Source organism: Streptomyces sp. NPDC030991 (assembly GCF_055571235.1).
On record NZ_JBVIFR010000039.1, the window covers coordinates 1 to 25,443 of the forward strand.

14 protein-coding genes, 1 tRNA gene and 1 rRNA gene are annotated in these 25,443 nt (G+C 70.4%); 12 read left to right on the forward strand and 4 right to left on the reverse strand.

The features are described 5' to 3' along the window. The 3 genes from rrf to ACZ45E_RS38370 form a co-directional block, all read left to right on the forward strand. Positions 1 to 82, forward strand: a 5S ribosomal RNA gene (gene rrf, locus ACZ45E_RS38360); the annotation flags it as partial. Between the two features lie 117 nt (positions 83 to 199). Next, positions 200 to 862 (forward strand): DegT/DnrJ/EryC1/StrS family aminotransferase, encoded by a 663-nt coding sequence (locus ACZ45E_RS38365; protein WP_468230804.1) that lies wholly within the window; start codon positions 200 to 202, stop codon positions 860 to 862. 75 nt (positions 863 to 937) lie between these two features. After that, a tRNA-Thr gene (locus tag ACZ45E_RS38370) sits at positions 938 to 1,010 on the forward strand. A 73-nt stretch (positions 1,011 to 1,083) separates the two neighbouring features. Here ACZ45E_RS38370 and ACZ45E_RS38375 read toward each other — a convergent pair. Then, entirely contained in the window at positions 1,084 to 3,702 is a 2,619-nt protein-coding gene (locus ACZ45E_RS38375; protein WP_468230744.1) for a SpoIIE family protein phosphatase, read from the reverse strand. A 368-nt stretch (positions 3,703 to 4,070) separates the two neighbouring features. On the opposite strand from ACZ45E_RS38375, the gene ACZ45E_RS38380 reads away from it, so the two are divergent. From ACZ45E_RS38380 to ACZ45E_RS38420, 9 genes are all read left to right on the forward strand, one after another. Then, entirely contained in the window at positions 4,071 to 9,593 is a 5,523-nt protein-coding gene (locus tag ACZ45E_RS38380) for a HAMP domain-containing protein (RefSeq protein WP_468230747.1), read from the forward strand. Between the two features lie 274 nt (positions 9,594 to 9,867). Beyond that, complete coding sequence (locus ACZ45E_RS38385; protein WP_468230750.1) at positions 9,868 to 10,548, forward strand: response regulator; 681 nt, start codon at positions 9,868 to 9,870, stop codon at positions 10,546 to 10,548. A 115-nt stretch (positions 10,549 to 10,663) separates the two neighbouring features. Beyond that, positions 10,664 to 13,426 carry a DNA translocase FtsK gene (locus ACZ45E_RS38390; protein ID WP_468230753.1) on the forward strand — a complete coding sequence of 921 codons (2,763 nt, stop codon included), beginning with the start codon at positions 10,664 to 10,666 and terminating at the stop codon, positions 13,424 to 13,426. Between the two features lie 232 nt (positions 13,427 to 13,658). Further along, positions 13,659 to 14,516: a helix-turn-helix domain-containing protein gene (locus ACZ45E_RS38395; protein WP_468230756.1), complete on the forward strand. Its 858-nt coding sequence runs from the start codon at positions 13,659 to 13,661 to the stop codon at positions 14,514 to 14,516. Between the two features lie 72 nt (positions 14,517 to 14,588). Next, positions 14,589 to 16,049 (forward strand): 30S ribosomal protein S12 methylthiotransferase RimO, encoded by a 1,461-nt coding sequence (rimO, locus tag ACZ45E_RS38400; RefSeq protein ID WP_468230759.1) that lies wholly within the window; start codon positions 14,589 to 14,591, stop codon positions 16,047 to 16,049. Next, positions 16,046 to 16,795, forward strand: a complete 750-nt coding sequence (gene pgsA, locus ACZ45E_RS38405; protein ID WP_468230762.1) for a CDP-diacylglycerol--glycerol-3-phosphate 3-phosphatidyltransferase — start codon at positions 16,046 to 16,048, stop codon at positions 16,793 to 16,795. The genes rimO and pgsA overlap by 4 nt, the downstream gene beginning before the upstream one ends. Beyond that, positions 16,792 to 17,361, forward strand: a complete 570-nt coding sequence (locus ACZ45E_RS38410; protein WP_468230764.1) for a CinA family protein — start codon at positions 16,792 to 16,794, stop codon at positions 17,359 to 17,361. The genes pgsA and ACZ45E_RS38410 overlap by 4 nt, the downstream gene beginning before the upstream one ends. 109 nt (positions 17,362 to 17,470) lie before the next feature. Beyond that, positions 17,471 to 17,851, forward strand: a complete 381-nt coding sequence (locus ACZ45E_RS38415; RefSeq protein WP_468230767.1) for a helix-turn-helix domain-containing protein — start codon at positions 17,471 to 17,473, stop codon at positions 17,849 to 17,851. A gap of 160 nt (positions 17,852 to 18,011) precedes the next feature. Further along, positions 18,012 to 18,485, forward strand: coding sequence for a Dps family protein (locus ACZ45E_RS38420; RefSeq protein ID WP_468230770.1), 474 nt, complete (start codon positions 18,012 to 18,014; stop codon positions 18,483 to 18,485). A gap of 435 nt (positions 18,486 to 18,920) precedes the next feature. Here the strand turns inward: ACZ45E_RS38420 and ACZ45E_RS38425 are convergent, their stop codons facing one another. From ACZ45E_RS38425 to ACZ45E_RS38435, 3 genes are all read right to left on the reverse strand, one after another. Next, complete coding sequence (locus tag ACZ45E_RS38425) at positions 18,921 to 19,703, reverse strand: SDR family NAD(P)-dependent oxidoreductase (RefSeq protein WP_468230773.1); 783 nt, start codon at positions 19,701 to 19,703, stop codon at positions 18,921 to 18,923. Between the two features lie 50 nt (positions 19,704 to 19,753). Beyond that, entirely contained in the window at positions 19,754 to 20,560 is an 807-nt protein-coding gene (locus tag ACZ45E_RS38430; RefSeq protein ID WP_468230775.1) for a DNA-formamidopyrimidine glycosylase family protein, read from the reverse strand. 66 nt (positions 20,561 to 20,626) lie between these two features. Continuing rightward, complete coding sequence (locus tag ACZ45E_RS38435) at positions 20,627 to 25,396, reverse strand: ATP-dependent helicase (RefSeq protein ID WP_468230777.1); 4,770 nt, start codon at positions 25,394 to 25,396, stop codon at positions 20,627 to 20,629. Positions 25,397 to 25,443: the final 47 nt, after the last annotated feature.

The window sequence follows — 25,443 nt, forward strand, 5'->3', positions numbered from 1 at the left end:
CATTTCGAACCCGGAAGCTAAGCCTTACAGCGCCGATGGTACTGCAGGGGGGACCCTGTGGGAGAGTAGGACGCCGCCGAACTAAATTTGATAAAGCCGCTGGCCTTGAGCATTACGCTCAAGGCCAGCGGCTTTTTTGTTGCCCGTCACCGCCTGTTCACGTTCCACGAGCACCATCCAGGACATGGGCACAGTTGCAATGCTGCAGGCCGCAGGCGTCGGAGCCGGTGACGAAGTGATCGTGCCGGCCTACGGGAACCCCGAGGTCGCCGAAGCCGTCGTACGAGCCGGAGCGGCACCCGTCTTCGCGGACATCGACGCGGACACCTACTGCCTCGACCCCGCGCACATCGTCGACAACCTCAGCGCGCGGACCGTGGCCGTCATCGCTGTTCACCGCTTCGGACACCGGGCCGACATCGCACAGCTACGAGAGCTCGGCAGCCGGCATGGACTTCTCGTACTCGAACAGGGCGAGTCCGAGAAGCCGTACGACGAAGTGGCACAACGGCGGGCGCACGCCGCTTACCTGACCTCACGGCTGAGCGGAGTGCGAACACCTGCCGGGCACGAGGGACACACATATCAGCAGTACGTCGTGCGCGTACCCGGGAACGGACGGCCCGATCGCGACGCATTCGCCCGCGTGCTGCGGGGCAAGGGCGTCGAGTGCAGTGTGCCGGTGAAGACACCCGTCCACCGCCTGTCGGCATTCCGGCGCGACATCATCCTGCCCGAGACCGAGCGGGCCGCCGACGAAACACTGGCTCTACCCGTCGACGGGGCCATGACGCGGAGGCAACTCCAACGAATGGTGTCCGCGTGCAATGCACTGGGCGGGCTACTGCAACCCGCCTTCTAAAGGGGCGGTTCGAGAGGGCCTGAACTTCAGGTATGCTTTATCTCGTTGCCGAGCGGGAAACCGCACAAGTGACAGGCCCCTATAGCTCAGTCGGTAGAGCGTCTCCATGGTAAGGAGAAGGTCAGCGGTTCGATTCCGCTTGGGGGCTCATTAATTGAGGCTCTCGCCCTGAACGGGCGGGGGCCTTTTTTCTTTGCCCCCGGACCTTCGTCAGTGCTGCCTCAGTCGTGCTGGATACCGGGCACGCGCATCGCGAGGATCGCCATGTCGTCCGACGGGGCGTCCGCCGCGAAACGCTCCACCGCCCGCATGATGCGCGCCGCGACCGCGCCGGCCGTCAGGCCCGTACAGCCGGACAGGACCTCGGCCAGGCCGTCGTCACCGAGCATGCGCGTGCCTTCGCGGCGCTCCGTGATGCCGTCGGTGACGCAGAGCAGGACATCGCCCGGGTCGAGCGTCATCGTCTGCTCGTACAGCTCCAGGTCGTCCATGACACCGAGCAGCGGCTGCGGTTCCGCGAACGGTTCCACCGAGCCGTTCTGGCGCAGACGCAAGGGGAGCGGGTGGCCCGCGCAGACCATCTTGAGGACCGCCGAGCCGTCCTCCTGCGGCCACAACTCCCCGTAGAGCAGCGTCAGGAAGCGGCTGCGGGCGCCCTCGTCGAGGATCGCCGCGTTCAGACGCTCCAGGACCGCCGGGCCACCGAAGCCCTCACGGGCCAGCAGGCGCAGCGCGTGGCGGGCCAGGCCCGTGACGGCCGCCGCCTCCGGACCCGTGCCGCAGACATCGCCGATCGCGAAGCCGTACGCGCCGTCGCGGATCGGGAAGAGGTCGTAGAAGTCGCCGCCCACCTCATTGCCCTCACCGGCCGCGCGGTAGATGACCTCCACCTCGACACCGGGAACGTGCGGGAGCTCCGGCGGGAGGAGACTGCGCTGGAGGGACTGGCTGATGGCCATGCGCTCCGAGTACAGGCGCGCGTTGTCCAGGGCCAGTGCCGCCCGGCGGCTCAAGTCCTCGGCCAGCTCCAGGATCTCCTGCCGGAAGTGCTCGTCCGTGGGCTTGCCGAGCGTGAGCATGCCGATGACGCGGTTGCGCGCGACGAGGGGGAGCACCACGGTCTCGCCGCCGACCGCGGAGGCCGTCGCGAGGGTGGTGCCGATGCCCGAGCTGACGCTGGCGGGCTCGCCGAGACCCAGGCTGCGCATGGACGTACGGAGGGCCGCCTGGTGGGCCGCCTCCGCGGGGGCCGCCCAGATACGGGCGCCGGGGGTCGGCACGGGCTCCGGCGGGGTGATCTTGGAGAGGAGGGCCTTGAGACCGTCGATGCGGTCCTCGTCCTCGTGCAGGACGTAGGAGAGGTACGGCTCCGAGGCCTGGTCGGCGATCATGTAGACCGCGCACCAGGTGGCGAGCGTAGGGACCGTCATCTGGGCCATCAGCGCCAGGGTCTGGTCCCGGTCGAGGGTGCCGGCCAGCAGGTCGGAGGCTTCGACGAGGAAGCTGAGGGAGCCGCGGCGGAGCTTTTCGAGTTCGCCGAGGCGGGCCGACTCGACGGCCATGGCGATACGGTCGGCCGCGAACTGGAGGCGCAGCGCCTCCTCGTTCGAGTAGCGGTCGGGGGCCTCGGCCGCGACGCCGAGGGAGCCGGTGAGGCGGCCCTCGACCTTCAGCGGCACCGTGACCACCGAGCGCATGCCCGTACCGCTCAACAGGGGCACGGCGCCCGGGACTTGAGTGAGGTCCTCATGGACGGCCGGCATCCGGGCCGAGCCGTAACGGCCGGGGCCGACCTCGACCGGGACCCGGGCGAAGCGCTGGCGGGCCGAGGGGAGACCGGTGGAGGCGCGGACCTCCAGCTCCGTCTCGTCATCAGTGGCCAGGAGCAGGAAGGCCGCGTCGGCGTCGAGCATGTCGCGGGCGCGCTCCACGGTGCGCTGCAACAGGCCGTCGAGATCGTCGGGGGCGGGCGAGCCGATGAAGATCTCGAAGGCGTCCGCGCCCTGGCTCTCGGCGCCGGCGCTGTCCGGTGAGGGCAGGCGCAGCGGCGTCTGGAGCACGGCGCGCTCGTGGTCGCGTACGAGGAGACAGACCGTGGACGGATCGCCGTCGGTGTCGCGGACCCGCAGGTGCGAGGCGTAGACCGGGCACACGCGGCCGCTGGCGCTGCGGATGCCGTAACTGCCCTCCCAGCGCGAGAGTTGGAGCGCGTCCACGATGCCGGTGCTGGTGCCGGGCGTGTGCGGCCAGGCGGCGAGGTCGGTGAGGGGCTTGCCGATGACGTGATCGGCGGCGTAACCGAAGAGGTGCGCCGCGTCCTCGTTCCACGCCGTGATCGCGCCGGTCTTGTCGATCTGTACGACGGCGACGCGGACGCGCTCGTCGGCGAGGGGCAGGAGGTCGGTGGGGAGGACGGGGCCCGCGGCGCGGGTGCCCACCGAGCGCTCGGGCAGGTCGATCCGGAACCAGACCTGCTTGTGCGTGGCCGAATAGTCGACGCCCCAGCGGCCCGCGAGCGCCGCGCAGAGCTGAAGGCCGCGGCCTCCCTCGCGGTCGGGGCTGCCCATGTTGATCGCGGCGGACTGGAGCGGGATCTCGCGCTCCGGATAGCGGTCGGAGACCTCGATGCGGACGTGGTCGTCACCGCGCAGGCACAGGACCTCCGCGGACGTGCCCGCGTGGACCACGGCGTTCGTCACGAGTTCGCTGGTGAGGACCACGGCGTCGTCGATGATGTCGGCGAAGCCCCAGCCCTGCAGCGTGTCTCGCACGAAGGAGCGCGCGGTCGCGACGGATCGCCCGACGGGTTCGAAGGTCGCAGCCGCGCGCGCGGTGATCACAGAACTCCCTGTACGAGTTGTACTCGCTGTACGAGTGTCGAGGCCCACGTCTCCCGTACCCATGTCGCGGCCGCCCCTCCGATGCCCGCTCGATTTCCGCCACCGCCCAAGCCGGGCGGACCGGGGTGGGTGGACAGCCGTATGCAAGGTTACTTACCTTCGCCGTCCATGCGGATGCCGGTCGCCAGTGTTTCCGTCCTGAGGGTGTGCGGAGGGTGTGCGAAGCTGCCGAACTGTTATGGCCTGGTTCAGCCAGGGTGAAACACTGGGCAAGCTTCCGAAGAGAACGCATTGGGAAGCCGATGCGGCGGTAGAAGCGAACCCGAGCAACCCAAGCAGTACAGGTCGACCCTTGCGGGAGGGACACAGTGGAGTCTGGCGCAGCGACGCGGGGCAGGAAAGCGCGCGCGGAAGGCGGACAGTCCCTGAATAAACAGCACAAGTCGCGTAATGGCACCACAACGGTGGACACCGCGGCGCTGAACAGGCTGTTGGCAGGTCTCGTGGCGATGCGGGACGGCAACTTCCGCAAGCGGCTCACCGTCAGCGGTGACGGTGTGATGTCCGAGATCGCGGCCGTCTTCAACGAGGTGGCCGACCGGAATCTGCATCTGACGGGTGAGCTGTCACGGGTGCGGCGGATGGTCGGGCGGGAGGGCAAGCTCACCGAGCGCCTGGAGACGGGCGCCTGCGAGGGCTCCTGGGCCGCCGCCATCAACGCGTCGAACGCGCTGGTCGACGATCTCGTACGGCCCGTCTCCGAGGTCGGCCGGGTGCTCACGGCGGTCGCGGAGGGTGATCTGTCGCCGCGCATGGAGCTGCGCTCGCAGGTGCAGGACGGGACGGGGCATCCGCTGCGGGGCGAGTTCCTCAAGGTCGGGCGGACCGTCAACAATCTGGTCGATCAGCTCTCCACCTTCACGGACGAGGTCACGCGGGTGGCCAGTGAGGTGGGCACCGAGGGCAAGCTGGGTGGCCAGGCGCGCGTACGTGGAATGTCCGGTTCGTGGAAAGATCTCACGGATTCGGTCAACACGATGGCGTACCGGCTCACCGCGCAGGTGCGTGACATTGCTCTCGTCACCACCGCGGTGGCCAAGGGTGACTTGTCCCGGAAGGTCACGGTTCACGTCGCGGGCGAGATGCTCGAGCTGAAGAACACCGTGAACACGATGGTGGACCAGCTGTCGTCGTTCTCCTCCGAGGTCACGCGCGTGGCCCGGGAAGTGGGCACGGAAGGCGAGCTGGGCGGGCAGGCGCAGGTGCCCGGTGTGGCCGGTGTGTGGAAGGACCTCACCGATTCGGTGAACCTCATGGCGGGCAATCTGACCGCCCAGGTGCGCGGAATCGCTCAGGTCACTACAGCTGTAGCCAACGGCGACCTCTCGCAGAAGGTGACCGTGTCGGCCCGCGGCGAGGTCGCCCAGCTCGCCGAGACGATCAACCAGATGACCGAGACGCTGCGTACGTTCGCGGACGAGGTCACGCGCGTGGCCAACGAGGTCGGCGCCGAGGGCCAGCTCGGTGGTCAGGCCAATGTGCCGGGCGCGGCCGGTACCTGGAAGGACCTGACGGACTCCGTCAACACGGTCTTCCGGAACCTCACCACGCAGGTGCGTGACATCGCCACTGTCACGACGGCGGTGGCCAACGGTGACCTCTCCCAGAAGGTCACCGTCGACGTGGCCGGCGAGATGCTGGAACTGAAGAACACCGTCAACACGATGGTCGACCAGCTGTCGGCCTTCGGCTCCGAGGTCACCCGCGTGGCGCGGGAGATCGGCGTCGAGGGCGAACTGGGTGGCCAGGCCCTGGTGGTGGGCGCCGCCGGTACGTGGAAGGACCTGACGGACTCCGTCAACACGGCTTTCCGCAACCTGACCGGCCAGGTGCGCAACATCGCCCAGGTGACGACGGCGGTGGCGAACGGCGATCTGTCGCAGAAGGTCACCGTCGACGTCTCCGGCGAGATGCTCCAGCTGAAGAACACCGTGAACACGATGGTGGACCAGCTCTCCAGCTTCGCCGACCAGGTGACCCGGATGGCGCGCGACGTGGGCACGGAAGGCCGCCTCGGCGGCCAGGCCCGCGTCGACGGGGTGAGCGGCACGTGGAAGGAGCTCACCGACTCCGTCAACTTCATGGCGGGGAATCTGACGTCACAGGTGCGGCAGATCGCTCAGGTCACTACAGCTGTAGCACGCGGTGACCTGTCGCAGAAGATCGACGTGGACGCGCGCGGGGAGATCCTGGAGCTGAAGAACACCATCAACACGATGGTGGACCAGCTCTCCGCGTTCGCGGACCAGGTGACCCGGGTGGCTCGCGAGGTGGGCACCGAAGGGCGCCTCGGCGGGCAGGCGCAGGTGCCCGGCGTCGCCGGTGTGTGGCGCGACCTGACGGACTCCGTGAACGGCATGGCGGGCAACCTCACGGCGCAGGTGCGCAACATCGCGCAGGTCGCCACGGCGGTGGCCCGCGGTGACCTGTCGCAGAAGATCGACGTGGACGCGCGCGGGGAGATCCTGGAGCTGAAGAACACCCTCAACACGATGGTGGACCAGCTCTCGGCCTTCGCCGAGCAGGTGACCCGGGTGGCCCGCGAGGTGGGTACGGACGGCATTCTCGGCGGCCAGGCCGAGGTGCAGGGCGTGTCGGGTACGTGGAAGGACCTGACGCAGTCCGTCAACGGCATGGCGAACAACCTGACCCTTCAGGTGCGCAACATCGCCGAGGTCACTACAGCTGTAGCGCGCGGCGACCTCTCCAAGAAGATCACCGTCGACGCCAAGGGCGAGATCCTCGAACTCGTCACCACGGTGAACACGATGGTCGACCAGTTGTCGTCCTTCGCCGAGCAGGTGACTCGCGTCGCCCGCGAGGTGGGCACCGAGGGCCAGCTCGGCGGCCAGGCGCGGGTGTCGGGTGTCACCGGCATCTGGAAGGACCTGAGCGACAACGTCAACCTGATGGCCAACAACCTGACCATGCAGGTGCGCAACATCTCCCAGGTCGCCAACGCCGTGGCCAACGGGGATCTGACCCGGACGGTCACCATCGAGGCGCGCGGCGAGGTCGCGCAGCTCGCCGACACGTTCAACACGATGGTGAAGACGCTGAGTTCGTTCGCCGACCAGGTCACCAAGGTGGCCCGTGAAGTGGGTACGGACGGCATCCTCGGCGGCCAGGCCCGCGTACCCGGTGTGGCCGGTACGTGGAAGGACCTCACCGAGTCCGTGAACGGCATGGCGTCGAACCTCACCGGCCAGGTGCGCAACATCGCGATGGTCACGACCGCCATCGCCAAGGGCGACCTGACCAAGAAGATCGACATCGACGCGCGCGGCGAGATCCTCGAACTGAAGACGACGATCAACACGATGGTCGACCAGCTGTCGTCGTTCGCCGAGCAGGTCACCCGGGTGGCCCGCGAAGTGGGCACCGAGGGCCAGCTGGGCGGCCAGGCGCGCGTGCGCGACGTGGACGGCACCTGGCGCGACCTGACGGAGTCCGTGAACGAGATGGCCGGGAACCTGACCCGTCAGGTGCGCGCCATCGCGGCCGTCGCCACCGCGGTGACCCGCGGTGATCTCAACCTGAAGATCGACGTCGACGCCGCGGGCGAGATCCAGGTCCTCCAGGACAACATCAACAAGATGATCTCGAACCTGCGCGACACCACGATCGCCAACGAGGAGCAGGACTGGCTCAAGGGCAACCTGGCCCGTATCTCGGGCCTGATGCAGGGCCGCCGCGACCTCGACGACGTGGCCTCGCTCATCATGAGCGAGCTGACGCCGGTGGTCTCGGCGCAGCACGGCGCGTTCTTCCTGGCGGCGCCCCTGGAGGACGGCGCCGACGCGACGGTCGCGCCCGAGGACGCGTACGAACTGCGCATGTGCGGCAGTTACGGCTACTCCATGGGCTCCATGCCGACGTCCTTCCGGCCCGGTGAGACGCTCATCGGGACCGCCGCCCAGGAGCGGCGCACGATCCTCGTGGACAACGCGCCCAGCGGCTACCTGAAGATCTCCTCCGGGCTCGGTGAGGCGCCGCCGGCACAGGTCATCGTGATTCCCGTGCTCTTCGAGGGGACCGTGCTCGGCGTGATCGAGCTGGCGTCCTTCACGCCGTTCACGCAGATCCAGAAGGACTTCCTGGGGCAGATCGCGGAGATGATCGCGACGAGCGTCAACACGATCTCCGTCAACACCAAGACAGAGGTGCTGCTGAAGCAGTCGCAGGAGCTGACCGAGCAACTCCGCGAGCGCTCGGCCGAGTTGGAGAACCGGCAGAAGGCGCTCCAGGCGTCCAACGCCGAGCTGGAGGAGAAGGCGGAACTCCTCGCCCAGCAGAACCGTGACATCGAAGTGAAGAACACCGAGATCGAAGAGGCACGGCAGGTCCTGGAGGAGCGCGCCGAGCAGCTCGCGGTGTCGATGCGCTACAAGAGCGAGTTCCTCGCCAATATGTCGCACGAACTGCGTACGCCTCTCAACTCCCTGCTGATTCTTGCCAAGTTGCTGGCCGACAACGCCGACGCGAACCTCACACCGAAGCAGGTCGAGTTCGCGGAGACGATCCACGGGGCCGGTTCCGACCTGCTCCAGTTGATCAACGACATCCTGGACCTGTCGAAGGTCGAGGCGGGCAAGATGGACGTCTCTCCGACGCGCATCGCGCTGGTGCAGCTCGTCGACTACGTGGAGGCGACGTTCCGGCCGCTGACCGCGGAGAAGCAACTCGACTTCTCCGTACGGGTGTCGCCGGAGCTGCCCACCACCTTGCACACCGACGAACAGCGCCTCCTTCAGGTGCTGCGCAACCTGCTCTCCAACGCGGTGAAGTTCACCGACTCCGGTGCCGTGGAGCTCGTCATCAGGCCGGCCGGTGCCGATGTGCCGAACGCCATCCGCGAACAGCTCCTGGAAGCGGGCTCGTTGCGGGAGGCGGACGGCGACCTGATCGCCTTCTCGGTGACCGACACGGGCATCGGAATCGCGGCCAGCAAGATGCGGGTGATCTTCGAAGCGTTCAAGCAGGCCGACGGAACCACCAGCCGCAAGTACGGCGGTACGGGCCTCGGGCTCTCCATCAGCCGTGAGATCGCCCGGCTGCTGGGCGGTGAGATCCACGCGGCGAGCGAGTCGGGGCGCGGCTCCACGTTCACGCTGTACCTGCCGCTGCACCCGAGCGAGCTGCCGCCCCAGGGGTACACGCAGCTCGCCCCGGCCGTCGAGCCCGGCCGACCGCTCGCCCTGGACGCCGTGCCGGAGTCGGGTGAGCCGACAGAGCCGGCCGGGTCCGCCGAGTCCGCCGAGGTGGAGACCCCGGCGGAGGTGAAGTCGTACCAGGAGACGCAGAGCGGCCCCGCGGCGCTCTTCAGGCGGCGCCGCAGGTCCGCACCGCCGTCCGAGACGCGCTCGGCGCTCTCCGGGCAGCCGGCGCCCGCGCAGCAGCACTGGGACGACGGTGAGGCGCAGAGCGCTCCCAAGCCGCGGCGCTCGTTCCACTTCGGTGGCGAGAAGGTGCTCATCGTCGACGACGACATCCGCAACGTCTTCGCGCTCACCAGCGTCCTGGAGCAGCACGGGCTCTCGGTCCTGTACGCGGAGAACGGGCGGGAGGGCATCGAGGTCCTGGAGCAGCACGACGACGTGACAGTGGTGCTGATGGACATCATGATGCCGGAGATGGACGGTTACGCGACGACGACGGCGATCCGCAGGATGCCGCAGTTCGCCGGGTTGCCGATCATCGCGCTCACCGCGAAGGCCATGAAGGGCGACCGGGAGAAGGCCATCGAGTCCGGCGCTTCCGACTACGTCACCAAGCCGGTCGACCCCGACCACCTGTTGTCCGTGATGGAGCAGTGGATGCGTGGTGAGTGACCGGAATCCGAAACATTCACGCGGGGTTGCTGACTGAGTGTGGCCACCCCCGTGTAAGAGTGCGGTAACCGGGGAACCTTCTGGTCTTCCACTGCGTTTCTGCTACGTGCACAGTGACATCTCGGTGACAGGGTGTGGCGGCAGGCGGGGTGCGGCTACGATGACCGGCACAAGGACGGACGGCGCAAGGGAGTCGTCCCCTGGGGCGGCGACAGGAGCCTCCCCGAATCCTGCGGACAGGGGCGGCCCCATGCCGGGGCGAGGAGGGCGGGCCATGGTGCAGAAGGCCAAGATCCTCCTGGTCGATGACCGGCCGGAGAATCTGCTGGCGCTGGAGGCCATCCTCTCCGCGCTCGATCAGACGCTGGTGCGGGCATCGTCCGGGGAGGAAGCGCTCAAGGCGCTGCTCACGGACGATTTCGCGGTCATTCTGTTGGACGTTCAGATGCCCGGAATGGACGGATTCGAAACCGCGGCGCACATCAAGCGCCGTGAGCGGACACGGGACATCCCGATCATCTTCCTCACGGCGATCAACCACGGACCGCACCACACGTTCCGTGGCTACGCGGCGGGCGCGGTGGACTACATCTCCAAGCCGTTCGACCCGTGGGTGCTGCGCGCGAAGGTCTCGGTCTTCGTGGAGCTGTACATGAAGAACTGCCAGCTCCGCGAGCAGGCCGCGCTGCTCCGTCTCCAGCTGGAGGGCGGCGGCAGGGCCGTCGGCGAAGCGAAGGAGCCCGCGGGGCTGCTCGCCGAGCTGTCGGCGCGTCTCGCCGCGGTCGAGGAGCAGGCCGAGGCGCTGTCCAAGCAGCTCGACGACGAATCGGCGGACGCGGCGGCCGTCGCCACCGCGGCGCACCTGGAGCGCAAACTCACCGGTCTGCGCCGGGCTCTTGACGCGCTTGAGCCCGGTACGGGCAGCGGCGCGCCGTCACTGCCCTCCCAGAGCTGAGCCGACGACGGGGTTTTGAGGTCGCGTCAGTTCAAGCCCCGTCAGTCCGCGACACGAAAGAGTGAAGCACTGGGCACAGGTGTACGCGGGCGCCTCCCCCGGTAACCTCACACCTATGGCCCCACGTCCCGCAGCCAAGAAGCCGCCCGCGAAAAAGGCGGCCGCGCCGACCAAGGCTCCGGCGAAGAAGGCCCCTGCGAAAAAAGCCCCCGCCAAGAAAGCCATGGCGAAGGCGCCCGCGAAGAAGGCAGCGGCGAGGAAGCCGGCGCCCAGGCCGGCGCCCAGCCCCACCGGGGGCCTGTACCGGGTCGTGCGCGCCCTGTGGCTCGGCGTCGCGCACAGCGTAGGCGCGATGTTCCGCGGCATAGGGCGGGGCGCCAAGGGGCTCGACCCGGCGCACCGCAAGGACGGGCTGGCGCTGCTGCTGCTCGGCATCGCGCTGGTCTGCGCGGCGGGCACGTGGTCCAATCTGCGCGGCCCGGTCGGTGACCTGGTCGAAATGCTGGTGACCGGCGCGTTCGGCCGCCTCGACCTGCTGGTGCCGATACTGCTGGGCGTCATCGCCGTACGCCTGATCCGCCACCCGGAGAAGCCCGAGGCCAACGGGCGCATCGTCATCGGTCTGTCCGCGCTCGTCGTCGGCGTGCTCGGCCAGGTCCACATCGCGTGCGGCTCACCCACGCGCGACGCGGGCATGCAGGGCATAAGGGACGCGGGTGGGCTCATCGGCTGGGCCGCCGCGACCCCGCTGAGCTTCACGATGACCGAGGTGCTCGCGGTCCCGCTGCTCGTCCTGCTCACCGTCTTCGGACTCCTCGTGGTCACCGCGACGCCGGTCAACGCCATCCCGCAGCGGCTCCGGCTGCTGGGCGTGCGGCTCGGCATCGTGCACGACGAGCTCGCTGTCGAGGAGCTCGCGGGCGAGGAGTACGGGGAGGAGTGGCGCGAGGCCGCGCCCCCGCCCGCGAGGCGGCGCTCCGCCGCCCCGGCCTCGTACGACCCCGACCGCATAGAGGAGGACGCCCTCTCCCAGCGGCGCAGGCCCCGGCGCGGATCCGTGCAGCCCGCCATGGAGCGCCCCATGGACGCCGTCGACGTGGCCGCTGCCGCGGCCGCCGCGCTGGACGGTGCCGTGCTGCACGGCATGCCGCCGTCGCCGCTGGTCGCCGACCTCACGCAGGGCGTCGGCACCGAGCGCGGGGAGCGCTCGGGGGAGACCCCCGCGCCGGCGCGCACGGCGCCCGTACCGACGGCCCGGGGCAGGAAGCCCGAGCCGGCCGCGGCGGCCGAGCCCGAGCCGACGCCGTCGAAGCTCGCCGTGCCCGATCTGACCAAGTCCTCGCCCGACGACAGGCGGGACCGGGAGCTGCCGCCGCGCGCGGAGCAGCTCCAGCTCGCGGGCGACATCACGTACGCGCTGCCCTCGCTCGACCTGCTGACGCGCGGCGGGCCCGGAAAGTCGCGCAGCGCCGCCAACGACGCCGTCGTCGAGTCGCTCACGACCGTCTTCACCGAGTTCAAGGTCGACGCGGCCGTCACCGGCTTCACGCGCGGGCCGACGGTCACGCGCTACGAGGTCGAGCTCGGCCCGGCCGTGAAGGTCGAGAAGATCACGGCGCTCGCGAAGAACATCGCGTACGCCGTCGCCTCCCCGGACGTCCGGATCATCAGCCCCATCCCGGGCAAGTCCGCGGTCGGCATCGAGATCCCGAACACCGACCGCGAGATGGTCAACGTCGGCGACGTGCTGCGCCTCGCGGACGCGGCCGAGGACGATCACCCGATGCTGGTGGCGCTCGGCAAGGACGTCGAGGGCGGCTATGTGATGTCGAACCTCGCGAAGATGCCGCACATCCTGGTCGCCGGCGCCACCGGCTCCGGCAAGTCGTCCTGTATCAACTGCCTGATCACCTCGGTCATGATGCGGGCCACCCCCGAGGACGTACGGATGGTCCTGGTCGACCCCAAGCGGGTGGAGCTGACGGCGTACGAGGGGATTCCGCACCTCATCACGCCGATCATCACCAACCCGAAGAAGGCCGCCGAGGCGCTCCAGTGGGTCGTGCGGGAGATGGATCTGCGCTACGACGACCTCGCGGCGTTCGGCTACCGGCACATCGACGACTTCAATCAGGCGATCCGCGACGGCAAGCTCAAGACGCCTGAAGGCAGCGAGCGGGAGCTGAAGACCTACCCGTACCTCTTGGTGATCGTCGACGAGCTGGCCGACCTCATGATGGTCGCGCCGCGTGACGTCGAGGACGCCATCGTGCGGATCACCCAGCTCGCGCGCGCGGCCGGTATCCACCTGGTGCTGGCCACCCAGCGCCCCTCGGTCGACGTGGTCACGGGCCTGATCAAGGCGAACGTGCCCTCGCGTCTCGCCTTCGCCACCTCCTCGCTCGCCGACAGCCGCGTCATCCTGGACCAGCCGGGCGCCGAGAAGCTGATCGGCAAGGGCGACGGCCTGTACCTGCCCATGGGCGCGAACAAGCCGACCCGTATGCAGGGCGCCTTCGTCACCGAGGACGAGATCCACGCGGTCGTGCAGCACTGCAAGGACCAGATGGCGCCCGTCTTCCGGGAGGACGTCACCGTAGGGACCAAGCAGAAGAAGGAGATCGACGAGGACATCGGCGACGATCTGGAGCTGCTCTGCGCCGCTGCCGAGTTGGTCGTCTCGACCCAGTTCGGGTCCACGTCCATGCTCCAGCGCAAGCTCCGGGTGGGCTTCGCCAAGGCCGGCCGCCTGATGGACCTCATGGAGTCGCGCAACATCGTGGGGCCGAGCGAGGGCTCCAAGGCACGTGACGTTCTTGTGAAGCCGGACGAACTGGACGGGGTGCTCGCGGTGATCCGCGGGGAGACTGGATCCTGAGGGTTCTCGCCCAGAGGATCCACGGGTTCGATGTCACTCGTACGGGGATCCGGGGCAACCGTTTCCTCAACGAGTACGTCAAGTTGAGGGAAGGGACAGCCTCTTGTCCCACCATCAGGATGTCGGGCCATTCTGATGGCGTACAAAGTCCGACCGCCCGGTTGCCCCACCCTTTCGCACCCCCCCTAGACTGAACCTCCAGCAGGTGGTTACACGCTCGAAAGGCGCCCCCGTGTCCATCGGCAACTCCCCTGAAGACGACCGTCCTTCGCAAGACCGTCCTTCGGAAGACAGCACCGCGCCCACGGACGACGGGCCCTCGATCGGCCGCGCCCTTCAGCAGGCACGTATCGCCGCGGGACTGACCGTCGACCAGGTCAGCCAGTCGACGCGGGTGCGCGTCCCGATCGTGCACGCCATCGAGGAGGACGACTTCTCCCGCTGCGGCGGCGACGTGTACGCGCGCGGCCACATCCGGGCGCTCGCGCGCGCCGTGGGCATCGATCCCGAGCCGCTGCTGGCGCGGTACGGCGACGGGCACGGCGGGCGTCCCGCGCCGACGCCGGCCGCGCCCCTGTTCGAGGCCGAGCGCATCCGCTCCGAGCCGCGCCGGCCGAACTGGACCGCCGCCATGGTCGCCGCGATCGTGGCGGTCATCGCCTTCGTCGGCTACACCGTGGTCAACGGGAGCGACGACAGCGGCGACAACCAGCAGGCCGCCGAGGGCGCCACCCCCGCGACCGGCAAGCCCGCACCGAAGCCGAGCGCCACGGCCAGGAAGCCCGTAGACCCCAAGCCGTCCGACAGTGCGATCGCGGCCGCCCCGCAGGACAAGGTCACCGTGAAGATCAGCGCGGCGGAGGGCCGCAGCTGGATCTCCGCGAAGGATCACAACGGGCGGATTCTCTTCGACGGTCTGCTCGAACAGGGTCAGACCAAGACTTTCCAGGACAACCAGAAGATCGATCTCGTGCTCGGGGATGCGGGCGCCATACAGCTGTTCGTGAACGGCAAGCAGATCGAGGACGCGTTCCAGCCGGGGCAGGTCGAGCGGCTCACGTACACGAAGGGCGACCCCGAAGTCGGCTGACGGACGGCCCGGACGATCTTTCGGCAACCCTCGGGGCGAGGGCTGTCAGCGGAACGAAGTAGTCTTGAGTCCATGCCCGAACGCCGTACCGTCGCACTTGTCACCCTTGGCTGCGCCCGTAACGAGGTGGACTCGGAGGAGCTCGCAGGCCGCTTGGAGGCGGACGGCTGGGAGCTCGTCGAGGACGCCGAGGCCGCGGATGTCGCCGTCGTCAACACCTGCGGCTTCGTCGAAGCCGCCAAGAAGGACTCCGTCGACGCCCTGCTCGAGGCCAATGATCTCAAGGGTCATGGCAGAACCCGGGCCGTCGTCGCCGTCGGCTGCATGGCCGAGCGGTACGGCAAGGAGCTCGCCGAGGCGCTGCCCGAGGCCGACGGCGTACTCGGGTTCGACGACTACGAGGACATTTCCGGCCGCCTGCAGACCATCCTCTCCGGCGGCAGCGTGGAGGCGCACGCCCCGCGCGACCGGCGCCAGCTGCTGCCGATCAGCCCTGCCGAGCGCCAGGAGGCCGGGGCCGGCATCGCACTGCCCGGCCACGCCCCGGCGGACCTGCCCGACGGGCTCGCGCCCGCCTCCGGGCCCCGCGCGCCGCTGCGCCGCCGGCTCGACGGCGCGCCCGTCGCCTCCGTGAAGCTGGCCTCCGGCTGCGACCGGCGCTGCTCGTTCTGCGCGATCCCCTCGTTCCGCGGCTCCTTCATCTCGCGCCGCCCCAGTGACGTACTGAACGAGACGCGCTGGCTGGCCGAGCAGGGCGTCAAGGAGGTCATGCTGGTCTCCGAGAACAACACGTCGTACGGCAAGGACCTGGGCGACATCCGCCTGCTCGAGTCGCTGCTGCCCGAGCTGGCGGCCGTGGACGGGATCGAGCGCGTCCGCGTCAGCTACCTGCAGCCCGCCGAGATGCGGCCCGGCCTGATCGACGTCCTGACGGGGACCGACAAGGTCGTCCCGTACTTCGACCTCTCCTTCCAGCACTCGGCGCCCGGTGTGCTGCGCGCGATGCGGCGCTTCGGCGACACCGACCGGTTCCTGGAGCTGCTCGACACCATTCGGAGCAAGGCGCCGCAGGCCGGTGTCCGGTCGAACTTCATCGTGGGCTTCCCCGGCGAGTCCGAGTCCGACTTCGCCGAGCTGGAGCGCTTCCTGAACGGCGCGCGGCTCGACGCCATCGGCGTCTTCGGCTACTCCGACGAAGAGGGCACGGAAGCGGCGACGTACGAGAACAAGCTGGACGAGGACGTCGTCGCCGAGCGTCTCGCGCGCGTGTCGCGCCTCGCCGAGCAGCTGGTGTCGCAGCGGGCCGAGGAGCGGCTGGGCGAGACCGTCGAGGTGCTCGTCGAGTCCGTGGACGACGAGGACGGTGTCGTCGGTCGCGGGGCGCACCAGGCGCCGGAAACGGACGGACAGGTGCGGCTCACGGGCGGCGCCGAGTTCGGTATCGGCCGTATGGTCGTGGCGAAGGTGGTCGGGACCGAGGGTGTGGACCTCGTCGCGGAGCCGATCGAGGGGCTTGAGGAGGCTGGCAGATGACCGGAGTCCCGGCCTCCGCCACGGGCGGGACCGGCACGCCGGCGCCCGGCGGCAAGCTGGGCGCTGCGGCCGTCGACCAGGCGAGCCTGTGGAACATCGCCAACATCCTGACCATGGTGCGGCTGCTGCTCGTGCCCGGGTTCGTGATGCTCATGCTGGCCGACGGCGGGTACGACCCGGCGTGGCGGGCCTGGGCCTGGGCGGCGTTCGCCGTCGCCATGATCACCGACATCTTCGACGGGCACCTGGCGCGTACGTACAACCTGGTCACCGACTTCGGGAAGATCGCCGACCCGATCGCCGACAAGGCGATCATGGGCGCGGCGCTGGTCTGCCTTTCGTCCCTCGAAGACCTGCCGTGGTGGGTGACCGGTGTCATCCTCGGCCGTGAGCTCGGGATCACGCTGATGCGCTTCCTGGTGATCCGGTACGGGGTCATCCCGGCCAGCCGCGGCGGCAAGATGAAGACGCTCGCGCAGGGCATGGCGGTGGGCATGTACGTGCTGGCCCTGACCGGGCCGCTCGCCACGCTCCGGTTCTGGGTGATGGCGGTGGCCGTCGCGCTGACCGTGGTGACCGGTCTCGACTACGTACGCCAGGCGGTGGTGCTGCGGCGCGCGGGCCTGGTGGAGGCACAGGCCGCCGCGGCCGTGTCCCGGGCGGCCACGGAGCAGGCGGCGTCCTCGGGGCAGGCCACGACGCCCTCGGAACAGACGCCGACGTCCTCGGAGGCGGCCGAGAAGTGACGGACGAGGCTGCCAAGGCGCTGCGACTGCTGGCCGAGCGCGGGGAGACCCTCGCCGTGGCCGAGTCACTGACCGGCGGCCTGGTGGGCGCGGAGCTGGTCGCGGTGCCCGGGGCCTCGAAGGTCCTGCGCGGCTCCGTCACGGCGTACGCGACCGAGCTGAAGCACAAAGTGCTCGGAGTGGACGACGCCCTGCTCGCCGCGCACGGGCCCGTCCATCCCGAGGTCGCGTTGCAGATGGCGGCGGGTGTGCGCGAGGTCCTCGGCGCGGACTGGGGGATCGCCACGACCGGTGTCGCCGGACCGGAGCCGCAGGACGGGCAGCCGGTGGGCACCGTCTACGTGGCCGCTGTCGGGCCCGGGAACAGTACGTCGAAGGGCACACGGAATTTCGCTGGTAGCCGCAAAGTGCTCGAGCTGCGGTTGAACGGCGGCCGGACGGAAATCCGTAGGGAGAGTGTACGGAGCGTGCTCGGCCTCCTCGTGGATGAGCTGGTCGGAGGGCATTTCGGCGAACGTACTGGGAATGAGCGGACACAGGATACGGAACAGAACGGGGGGTTTTGATGTTTGCAGCCCTGAGTGAACACGACATCGCTCCCCGCACGGCCGCGGCACGAGGCGGTACGGTGGGGCGTGAAGGATGCGGCTACGCGGTCCGAGGAGGGAGCCACCGATGATTCTGCTCCGTCGCCTGTTGGGTGACGTGCTGCGTCGGCAGCGCCAGCGCCAGGGCCGTACTCTGCGCGAAGTCTCCTCGTCCGCCCGAGTCTCGCTCGGTTATCTCTCCGAGGTGGAGCGGGGGCAGAAGGAGGCATCCTCCGAGCTGCTTTCCGCTATTTGCGACGCGCTTGACGTACGGATGTCCGAGCTGATGCGCGAGGTGAGCGACGAGCTCGCTCTCGCGGAGCTGGCCGAGTCGGCAGCAGCGGTCCCGTCAGAACCGGTGCGCACGCCGGTTCGCCCGATGCTCAATTCTGTCTCCGTGGCCGGCGTCCCGCCGGAACGGGTGACGATCAAGGCGCCTGCGGAAGCGGTCGACGTCGTAGCGGCGTAGCGCCTGACGCAGTGTGCAGTGTGATGAGGCCCCGGCCGGGGATGTGGTCGGGGCTTTCAGCTGTGCGCACCACGTAACCAATTGTTGCTTCGTGTGTCCGTAATAGTGCATCTGTGCCATCGTGGGACGTGATTTCCATACCGAGGTAGGCGAGGTAGGGATGTACGTCGTGAAGAGTCCGCTGTCCGATGCTGACCTGAAGACCGTGGCCGAGGCGCTGCAAGGCGCGCTCGTCGACCTGGTGGACCTCTCCCTCGTGGCGAAGCAGGTCCACTGGAACGTAGTGGGCCCCCGGTTCCGCTCGGTGCACCTTCAGCTCGACGAGGTCGTGGACACCGCGCGGCAGCACTCCGACACGGTGGCGGAGCGGGCCTCGACGCTGGGTGTCCCGCCCGACGGGCGGGCGAAGACGGTGGCCGCGAGCAGCGGCATCGGCGCGGTGTCCGAGGGCTGGGTGAAGGACACGGACGCGGTCGGCACGCTCGTGGAGGCGCTCGGCGCGGTGATCACGCGGATGCGTGCGCGGATCGAGGCGACCGGTGACGCGGACCCGGTGAGCCAGGACATCTTCATCGGCATCACGGCCGATCTGGAGAAGCACCACTGGATGTTCCAGGCCGAGAACCGCGGCTGACCGCGGTGTTCGCCCGTTCTGGCGGGCTGTGTGGAGTGTGGGGGCGTGCCACGGGGTCCGTGGCACGCCCCTTTGTGCGCTTGCCGAGGCCGTCTGCGGGCGTTCGGCGTCGAGGTGCGATATCCGGTGACGGGCGGAGGTGAGCGGTCGTGGCAGGGCGGCTGCTGCGCTGGATACCGGGTGTGGTGCTCGGCGCGCTGTGGTGGTGGGGCGTGCTGAGGCTGGCCTTCGCGCCGGACGCGGGGGCGGTCGAGGGGGCGGTGGCCGCCGGGGGCTGGGGCTTGAGTCTGTTGCCGGTGCACGCCTTGCCGAAGGCGCGGGCGGCGGGGGTCGCCGGTTCGCCGAGGCGACGCGCGGTGCGGGGAGTGCGGGGAGTGCGGGAGGCGCGGGGAGTGCGGGCGGGGCGGAACATCGGGGGCGGGGTGCGGGGGAAGATCACCAGGGCATGGCGACGCCGCCGTTCGGGCGGAGGATCTGGCCGGTCGTGAACGCCGCGGCGTCCGAGGCCAGATGCAGCACCGCGTGCGCGATGTCCTCCGGTTCGCCGACCCGGCCGAGCGGGGCCATGCGCACCATCAGGGATTCCGTGTGGGCCTGGGCGCTCTCGTCGTGGCGGGTCGTCATCGGGGTGCGGATCCAGCCCGGCGCGACCGCGTTGACGCGGATGCCGTGCCGGCCGACCTCCGTGGCGAGTGTCTTGGTGAGCTGGACGACGGCGGCCTTGGCCACGCCGTAGCAGAGAAGGCCGGGGCCGCCGGTGTCGATCGCGCCCGAGGCCATGGTGACGATGGAGCCGCGGGTACCGGACGCGATCATCGTGCGGGCCGCTTCCTGGCACGCGTACAGCACGCCCTTGAAGTTGATGGCGAGCACGCGGTCGAGGTCCTCGTCGCGCGTCTCCAGGACAGGGCTGTTGTGCATGATCCCGGCGATGGCGGCCATGATGTCCAGCGCGCCGGTGGGGCTGGTCGCGGTGGCGGCGGTGACGGCCTCGGCGACCTGGGTGCGGTCGGACACGTCCAGGGCGTGGGTGTGGGCAGCGCCGCCGCTCTCCTTGATGCGGGCCGCCGTCTCGTGCAGGCCCTGCGCGTCGCGGTCCGCGCAGTGCACGGTCGCCCCCGCCTCGGCGAGGAGCGCGGCCGAGGCGCGTCCGATACCGCTCGCGGCGCCGGTGACGAATGCGGTGCGTCCGGTGAGGTCGTACGCCTTGACGGGCATGAGGGGACCGTACGAGTTTTCCTGACGGGTCGTCAATTGCCGTGCGGGGTTTACCTGCTGGGGTGCGGGCCCGGCTGACAGGTGGGGCACCAGTAGGTGGGGCGTTCGCGGGAGCCGTCGCCCTGCTCGGCCACGCGGATCGGGGTGCGGCAGCGCAGACAGGGCCGTGAGGCCCGGCCGTAGACGTACAGGCGCTCGCCGGGCCGGGTGCGGCCGGTGGTGATGCGGTGGGGGCGGTCGCGGTTGACTTCGAGCAGTTTCTTGGAGAGCAGCGGGAGGTGCTCGGCGGTTTCGGGGGCCATGTCACCGACCGGCAGCCAGGGCGTGATCCCCAGGAGGAAGCAGAGCTCGGACTTGAAGACGTTGCCGATCCCGGCCAGATTGCGCTGGTCGAGGACGGCTTCGCCGACGGCGCGGGCGGGGTCCTTCAGCAGGTTGCTCAGGGCTTTGTCGGGGTCCCAGTCCGGGCCGAGCAGGTCGGGGCCGAGGTGGCCGACGGCCTTGGATTCCTCGCTGGTGCGCAGCAGTTCGAGCACGGGGAGGCGGTAGCCCACGGCCGCGTGCGACTGGTTGGCGAGAATGGCCCGGATCTGGTGCGTGGGGCCGCCGCGCCAGCGCTCGCCCGGGGCGTAGATCTTCCAGGAGCCGTCCATCCGCAGGTGCGAGTGGAGGGTGAGGCCGCCCTCGATCCGGGTCATCAGGTGCTTGCCGCGCGAGATGACGTCCACGACCGTGCGGCCGGTGAGGTCAGCCGTGGCGAACCGGGGGACACGCAGGTCCGAGCGGATCAGTACCTGGCCCGCGAGCGCGGTGTGCAGCCGCTTGGCGGCCTGCAGGACGGTGTCTCCTTCGGGCATGACTCCAGGGTAGGCGGCGCGCTGCCTCGGAGGCGGCCGGGACGCCGGGGCGGCGCCGGCGCGGCCTCAGGCGCGCAGCCGCAGGCCACGGGGTGTCGCGTGGAAACCGGCTCCTTCCAGGAGAGCGGCGTGCGGGGCGGTGAGCGCGGCCTCGCCGTTGATCCGCTCGACGGTGATCGTGCCGAGGGCGCCGGAGCGGGCCGCCTCGGCCAGGGCACGGGCGGCGGCGGGCAGGCGGGGGTCGTCCGCGAGGTCGGCCGCGGACGGCGGGGCGGCGTCGGATTCGGTGCTGGGCCAGGCGAGGAGGCTCTTGCCGCCGCGCTCCATGTAGAGAGTCAGCTCGCCGTCGACCAGGACCACCAGGGAGCCCGCCTTGCGGCCCGGTTTGTGGCCCGCGCGCGCGGGCGGCTCGGGCCAGGGGAGGGCCGCACCGTACGCGTTGGCCGGGTCTGCGGCGGCGAGGACCAGGGCGCGGGAAGCGGACGCCTTGGAGGCGGGGGCGTCGGCCGGGGCGTACGGATCGGGCTGGGGCGCGCCGCGCTCCTGCGCGTTCGCCGCGGCGCGCAGCCGGTCCACCGCGCCGTCCATCGCGAACTGGGCGGCGCCGAGCCCCTCCACCACATAGCCGCGCCGGGCCTGCCCGCTCTCCTCGAAGACCGACAGGATCCGGTACGTCGCCGAGAAGCCGCCCTCGACCCCTTCGGCGGCGACCGCGCCGCGGGTCACCACGCCGTGCCGGTCCAGGAGGGTGCGGGCCAGGGCGTGGGCGCGCACTGTCGGGTCGGGCTCCAGGGCGGGGAGGAGCGACCAGCGGCCGGCGACCGTGGGCGGGCCGGTGCGCGAGGTGGCCCGGGCGGCGGCCGTCAGGCTCCCGTACCGGCCGCGCGGGACGGCTCTCCGCGCGCGGTGGGCGGTGGAACCTGCGGTGCGGCCCGAGCCGAGGAGGGAGCGCATCGGGGCGAGCGTGTCGTTCGTGAGCCGCCCCGACCAGGCCAGCTCCCAGAGTGCGTCGGCCAGTTGCGGGTCGCCGACGACGGCGGGGGCGCCGCCGGCGGCGTCGGGGCCCTGGGCGGAGGTGAGAGCGCGGACCTGGTCGGCGATCTGCCGGAAGAACAGTCCGTAGCCCCCGGAGAGGCTGTCCAGGACCGCCTGGTGGAGCGGCGTGAGCTCCAGTGGGTGCGGAGGGGGCAGGAGGAGCGGGGCTGCGTCGGCGAGGTAGAGGGAGACCCAGCCGTCCTTGCCGGGGAGCGACCCGGCGCCGGCCCACAACACCTCGCCGGAGGCCGTGAGCTCGTCGAGCAGCGCCGGAGCGTAACCGGAGACGCGGGAGGGCAGGACGAGCTTCTCCAGCGCCGAGGCGGGGACGGAGGCGCCCTGGAGCTGCTCGACGGCGCGGACCAGACCGTCTATGCCGCGCAGCCCGTGACCGCTCAAGTGCTGCCATTGCGGCAGGAACTGGGCCAGGGCGGCGGGCGGCACCGGTTCGAGTTCGTGCCGCAGCGCGGCGAGGGAGCGGCGGCGCAGGCGGCGCAGCACGGTGGCGTCGCACCATTCCTGGCCGATGCCCGCGGGATGGAACTCGCCTTGTACGACCCGGCCGTTCGCGGCGAGGCGCTGGAGCGCGCCCTCCGTGACCGCGGTGCCCAGGCCGAAGCGGGCCGCCGCCTGGGTGGAGGTGAACGGGCCGTGCGTGCGGGCGTACCGGGCCAGGAGGTCACCGAGCGGGTCCTTGACCGGCTCCGTGAAGGCCTCGGGGACTCCGACGGGCAGCGCCGTGCCGAGGGCGTCGCGCAGGCGGCCCGCGTCCTCGATCGCCGCCCAGTGGTCGACGCCGGCGACGCGGACCCGGATGGCCCGCCGGGCGGACAGGAGCTCCTCGGCCCAGCCCGGCTCGGCGCCCCGCTCCGACAGCTCGGCGTCCGTGAGCGGGCCCAGCAGGCGCAGCAGGTCCGCGACCCCCTCGGCGTCCTTGACGCGGCGGTCCTCGGTACGCCACTGCAGTTCCTGCTCGAGCTCCGCCAGGACGTCCGCGTCGAGCAGCTCGCGCAGCTCGGCCTGGCCCAGCAGCTCGGCCAGCAGCCGGGAGTCCAGGGAGAGCGCCGCCGCACGGCGCTCGGCGAGCGGGGAGTCGCCCTCGTAGAGGAACTGCGCGACGTAACCGAACAGGAGCGAGCGGGCGAACGGCGACGCCTCCGGTGTGGTGACCTCGACGAGGCGGACCTTGCGGGACTCGATGTCGCCCATCAGCTCGGTGAGGCCCGGCACGTCGAAGACGTCCTGGAGGCACTCGCGCACCGCCTCCAGGACGATCGGGAAGGAGCCGAACTCACTGGCCACCTGGAGCAGCTGGGAGGCGCGCTGACGCTGCTGCCACAGGGGTGTGCGCTTGCCGGGGTTGCGCTTCGGGAGCAGGAGGGCGCGGGCGGCGCACTCGCGGAAACGGGACGCGAACAGGGCCGAACCGCCGACCTCGTCGGTGACGATCTGGTCGACGTCCCCCTTGTCGAAGACGACGTCGGCGGCGCTGATGGGGGCCTGCTCGGAGTCGTACTCCCGACCTGGCCCGGCCGGCTCCTGGTCGAGGAGGTCCAGGCCCATCAGGTCGGCGTCGGGCAGGCGCAGCACGATGCCGTCGTCGGCGTGCATGACCTGGGCGTCCATGCCGTACTTCTCGCTGAGCCGGGCGCCGAGGGCGAGCGCCCACGGGGCGTGCACCTGGGCACCGAACGGGGAGTGGACGACGACGCGCCAGTCGCCCAGCTCGTCCCGGAACCGCTCGACCACGATCGTGCGGTCGTCCGGGATGTGGCCGCACGCCTCGCGCTGCTCGGCCAGGTAGGACAGCACGTTCTCCGTGGCCCAGGTGTCGAGGCCCGCGTCGGCGAGGCGCACGCGCGCGTCGTCGGGCTTCTGCGAACCGACCTCCCGGAGGAAGGCGCCGACCGCGCGCCCCAGTTCCAGCGGGCGGCCGAGCTGGTCGCCCTTCCAGAACGGGAGCCGGCCGGGGACGCCGGGGGCGGGGGAGACGAGGACGCGGTCGCGCGTGATGTCCTCGATCCGCCAGGAGCTGGTGCCCAGCGTGAAGACGTCCCCGACGCGGGACTCGTAGACCATCTCCTCGTCGAGCTCGCCGACGCGGCCGCCGCCCTTCTTGGGGTCGGTGCCCGCGAGGAAGACACCGAACAGGCCGCGGTCGGGGATCGTGCCCCCGGAGGTGACGGCCAGGCGCTGGGCCCCGGGACGGCCCGTGACGGTGCCCGCGACGCGGTCCCAGACGACCCGAGGGCGCAGCTCCGCGAAGGCGTCGGACGGATAGCGGCCCGCGAGCATGTCGAGGACACCGGTGAACGCGGACTCGGGGAGCGAGGCGAAGGGGGCCGCCCTGCGGGCGAGCGCGAGGAGGTCGTCGACCTGCCAGGTGTCCATGGCCGTCATCGCGACCAACTGCTGGGCGAGCACGTCCAGCGGGTTGCCCGGGACGCGCAACGACTCGATGGCGCCCGAGCGCATCCGCTCGGTCACGACCGCGGACTGCACCAGGTCACCGCGGTACTTCGGGAACACGACCCCGGTGGAGACCGCGCCGACCTGGTGGCCCGCGCGCCCCACGCGCTGCAGCCCGGAGGCCACGGAGGGCGGGGACTCCACCTGGACGACGAGGTCGACGGCGCCCATGTCGATGCCGAGCTCGAGGCTGGATGTCGCCACGACAGCGGGCAGGCGGCCCGCCTTCAGATCCTCCTCGACGAGCGCGCGCTGCTCCTTGGAGACCGAGCCGTGGTGCGCGCGGGCGAGGATCTGAGGGGCGCCCGTCGCCGCGCCGGAGCCACCCATCAGCTCGGCGGGGGAGTGGTCCTCGGGGAGGGCCTCACCGGTGGCGCGCTCGTACGCGATCTCGTTCAACCTGTTGCACAAGCGCTCCGCCAGACGCCGGGAGTTGGCGAAGACGATCGTCGAACGGTGGGCCTCGATGAGGTCCGCGATGCGCTCCTCCACGGAGGGCCAGATCGACGGGCGCTCGGCCCCCTGGTCGGAGTCGGCCACCGGGGAACCGCCGAGCTCGCCCAGGTCCTCGACGGGGACGACCACCGACAGGTCGAACTTCTTGCCGGACGGCGGCTGAACGATCTCCACCTTGCGCCGCGGCGACAGATAACGCGCCACCTCGTCGACCGGCCGGACCGTCGCGGACAGGCCGATACGGCGGGCCGGGCGGGGCAGCAACTCGTCCAGGCGCTCCAGGGAGAGCGCCAAGTGGGCGCCGCGCTTGGTGCCGGCCACCGCGTGCACCTCGTCCAGGATCACCGTCTCGATGCCGGTCAGCGCCTCACGCGTGGCCGACGTCAGCATGAGGAAGAGCGATTCCGGTGTCGTGATCAGGATGTCCGGCGGGCGCGTGGCCAGCGCGCGCCGCTCCGCGGGCGGGGTGTCCCCGGAGCGGATGCCCACCTTCACCTCGGGCTCGGGCAGGCCCAGCCGCACGGACTCCTGGCGGATACCCGTCAGCGGGCTGCGCAGATTGCGCTCGACGTCGACGGCGAGGGCCTTCATCGGTGACACGTAGAGAACGCGGCAGCGCTTCTTGGGGTCGGCGGGCGGAGGTGTGGAGGCGAGCTGGTCGAGGGCGGCGAGGAACGCGGCGAGTGTCTTGCCCGAACCGGTCGGCGCGACGACCAGCACGTCCGATCCCTCGCCGATCGCCTGCCACGCCCCGGCCTGCGCGGACGTGGGCGCGGAAAAGGCCCCCGTGAACCAACCGCGGGTCGCGGGGGAGAACCCGTCTAGGGCGCTGCGAGGGCTGGAGCCGCCGTGCGCTCCCTGCCTGGACCTGACCATGCCCCCATCCTGCACCCCGCCACTGACAAAGGCCGTGACCTGCGAAA

Bases quoted from the DNA above. Each gene is read 5' to 3' on its own strand.
- ACZ45E_RS38365 (WP_468230804.1), top strand. From the start codon at position 200: ATGCTGCAGGCCGCAGGCGTCGGAGCCGGTGACGAAGTGATCGTGCCG.
- ACZ45E_RS38385 (WP_468230750.1), top strand. From the start codon at position 9,868: ATGGTGCAGAAGGCCAAGATCCTCCTGGTCGATGACCGGCCGGAGAAT.
- ACZ45E_RS38390 (WP_468230753.1), top strand. From the start codon at position 10,664: ATGGCCCCACGTCCCGCAGCCAAGAAGCCGCCCGCGAAAAAGGCGGCC.
- rimO (WP_468230759.1), top strand. From the start codon at position 14,589: ATGCCCGAACGCCGTACCGTCGCACTTGTCACCCTTGGCTGCGCCCGT.
- pgsA (WP_468230762.1), top strand. From the start codon at position 16,046: ATGACCGGAGTCCCGGCCTCCGCCACGGGCGGGACCGGCACGCCGGCG.
- ACZ45E_RS38415 (WP_468230767.1), top strand. From the start codon at position 17,471: ATGATTCTGCTCCGTCGCCTGTTGGGTGACGTGCTGCGTCGGCAGCGC.
- ACZ45E_RS38420 (WP_468230770.1), top strand. From the start codon at position 18,012: ATGTACGTCGTGAAGAGTCCGCTGTCCGATGCTGACCTGAAGACCGTG.
- ACZ45E_RS38425 (WP_468230773.1), bottom strand. From the start codon at position 19,703: ATGCCCGTCAAGGCGTACGACCTCACCGGACGCACCGCATTCGTCACC.
- ACZ45E_RS38430 (WP_468230775.1), bottom strand. From the start codon at position 20,560: ATGCCCGAAGGAGACACCGTCCTGCAGGCCGCCAAGCGGCTGCACACC.
- ACZ45E_RS38435 (WP_468230777.1), bottom strand. From the start codon at position 25,396: ATGGTCAGGTCCAGGCAGGGAGCGCACGGCGGCTCCAGCCCTCGCAGC.